This is a genomic window from Sphingomonas segetis (assembly GCF_009720245.1).
GTDB lineage: Bacteria > Pseudomonadota > Alphaproteobacteria > Sphingomonadales > Sphingomonadaceae > Sphingomicrobium > Sphingomicrobium segetis.
The window spans coordinates 1-2,617 of sequence record NZ_WJSQ01000235.1; the positions used below are offsets into that span (position 1 = coordinate 1).

Annotated in this window: 3 protein-coding genes and 1 pseudogene; 1 reads left to right on the plus strand and 3 read right to left on the minus strand. The window is 62.4% G+C overall.

The features are described 5' to 3' along the window. Together cpaB and GH737_RS14230 are read right to left on the minus strand one after the other, a co-directional pair. Positions 1 to 791 (minus strand): Flp pilus assembly protein CpaB (gene cpaB / locus GH737_RS14225; protein ID WP_155265432.1); only part of this gene is annotated, 791 nt, incomplete at its 3' end. Between the two features lie 93 nt (positions 792 to 884). Then, the gene (locus GH737_RS14230) at positions 885 to 1,091 is read right to left on the minus strand and encodes a Flp family type IVb pilin (RefSeq protein ID WP_230558831.1); all 207 of its coding nucleotides are present in this window, start codon (positions 1,089 to 1,091) and stop codon (positions 885 to 887) included. A gap of 408 nt (positions 1,092 to 1,499) precedes the next feature. Here GH737_RS14230 and GH737_RS14235 point away from each other — a divergent pair, with 408 nt between their 5' ends. Then, positions 1,500 to 2,018, plus strand: a complete 519-nt coding sequence (locus GH737_RS14235) for a GxxExxY protein (protein WP_338061788.1) — start codon at positions 1,500 to 1,502, stop codon at positions 2,016 to 2,018. Positions 2,019 to 2,068: 50 nt separating this feature from the next. Here GH737_RS14235 and GH737_RS15495 read toward each other — a convergent pair. Then, positions 2,069 to 2,617, minus strand: a pseudogene (locus GH737_RS15495) (DUF2569 domain-containing protein); the annotation flags it as partial.

Here is a 2,617-nt window from a genome sequence, read left to right on the forward strand (position 1 = left end):
CTGGCGACCGCGCCGCCGAGCCCGCTGCCGAAGCTGCCGACCACCGCCGGCGCCGGATAACGCGCGCCGCCGTACATGTTGTAGCGAAGGTCGTTGAGGCTGACCGTCTCGACCACCGGATCGTTCGGATCGCCGGGCTTGCGCAGCACCAGGCTCAGGCTGCCCGCGGCCTCGCCGAGCGCGAGCTTCTGCGCGTCGATCGGGGCGACCTCGAGCGTCGCGGTCCTCGCCGGGATCGGCTTGCCGTCGGAATCCTTCGCCTGCCGCCCCATCGCGATCACGCGGATGTTCTGGAGGAGGACGTCGGTCACGTTGGAATCGCCGCCCGGCGGAGTCCGCGTGATCAGCAGGTCGACATGGTCGTTGGGCTGGATGAAGCCGGCGACGCCCGACACGTCGTTGATCCGCACCGTCGCGGCGCGCATGCCGTCGGGGAGCAGCGCCGAAATCGACGCGCCCTGCCCTTCGGCGGAAATCTTTTCCTTGAGGATCGGCTCGTTGACCGAGATCGGCATCAGCGCGACGCGCTTCTTGCCGTCGGGCAGCAGCTGCTGCGCCGTGGTGAACGCGCCTGGCGGGATGCTGGAATTGGGGAAATCGACGAAACGGACCTTGTCCGGCGTGATCTCGGTCCCGTAGTTGAGCGGAGCGGACGCGACCGCGACCTTGGTCGTCTCGCGCAGCTGTGCGTTGCGCTGGGCGCCGACGAGATAGGAGTTCGCGACGTAAACGGCGACGACGCCAAGGATGATCGCAATGGCCAGCGCGATCACTGTTTGCCGCTTCAACATAAGGGCGCCCCCCGACGCAATTTCAAAGGGATAGTGTCACGAATTCGATTTCGAAGAAAGTGGGGCCACCCGCGAGGAGCGGCCCCAGCTCACTTAGCCGCCAACGACGCAATTGTCCTGGAAGCCAGCAGTCGACGTCGAGCGGATACAAGCCGCCGCGTTGTCCATCGCATTGCCGACGGCGTTGGCAAGGCCGATCGCCGCGATGGCGATGACGCTGCCGATGATCGCCAGGATCAGCGCATATTCGGCGGCCGAAGCACCCGAATCGTCGCGCAGCATGTTAATGAAAGTCTTCATCTACTCTTCCTTCCACAAGCATCCGCGTCCCCCCGTGGACACGGATTTCCTGCTGCGCGCGGATCGGGAAGGTTACGCTGAACTCCGGCCGCGAACCCGATGGAACCGAGTAAAAAAGGCGTCGCGGCTGTTGCCCCCCGAGCGCTCAGCTGGCCAACGGGTGAGACTCGGTTAACACATTGTCAACCGATGATTTTTAATTCCGGTTAAGCACCGAGGCTCAACTGCATCGTGCTAAGCCATTGAAAATGCTAAAGTCCGGGAGTCGCCCGCGAGACAGAGCGGCAACTTTCGATTCGTCCCATTTTTGGACGATAGTGTCGTCCCCAAGCCACAAATCGGCGAGCCAACAGCCGGATTTCGTTACCCTTTTGCACCCCAAAACGAATCGGACCTGAGCGCCCGAGCTTGACGACGATCCCTGACCATGTGCATTGCCGGCGAGCCGAATCTGTTGTTCACGCGAAGACGCGAAGAACGCGAAGGATCGGCGCTTTGCACACACCAGAAGAGCTTGCCCGAATTGTGGTCGACTGTGGCTTCGGCATCCACAAGGAGCTTGGCCCCGGGCTACTCGAAAATGTTTATGAGGCGGTCCTTGCAGCAATGCTCGTGGAGGTCGGCATGCATGTAGATCGGCAAAAGCCGATCTCCATCACATACAACGGCCTTCTCCTGCAGAACGCCTTCAGGGCTGACTTGATCGTCGAGAACTCGTTGATCGTGGAAATCAAATCGGTGGAGCAGCTCGCGCCAGTTCACGGGAAGCAGCTTCTGACCTATCTCAGACTGACCAAGCAGCCTCTGGGGCTGCTTATCAACTTCGGCGCGCCGACCTTCCGTGACGGCGTGAAGCGGGTCGTCAACGGTCACACCAACTTCGCGTCTTCGAGTCTTCGCGTGCACCAAAATCTAGCAGTAGACTGAGCGTCTCCGCGTCTCCGCGTGAACTAACAGAGTGCTGGAACGGATGGACCCTAAGCCGGGAGGCGGTGGCGGTAGGTTATGTTTACCCGCTTCGAGAGGAGCAGGTAGGGCAGCCAGATGGTGACGCTGATGAGCGTCTTTTCGATGTTGCCGTAGAGCAGGCTCTGCAGCGCTTCGGCGACCTTGGGCGGGACATTGCCGGCGTTCGCCACCAGCGTGCCGGTGACCAGTTGCATCGTGATGTCCGCCGCCCAGATCGTCGCCAGCAGGCGCGGGAACAGCGGCACCTTGCGCAGCGCCGCGACGAACGCCACCGCATAGAGGCTGGTGAACAGCACGACGTCGAGGGTCATCGCGAAGTGCAACGACGACAGCCACGCCGGCGCCTCGCCCCCGACCGGCGGCATCGACACCATGTATTCGGCGGCACGCACAGGAATGTTGAGCAGCATCCCGATCAGCACGGAGACCATGATCCCGGTCGTCCCGTAGAGCGGGTTCCGCCGCGCCTCGGCGGCCGGGACCGAGCGCCAGCGCGCGTGTGGCCGCGAATGGCAGCATGCTTTAAGTTGCTGCCCGGATGACGACGAACGATAATC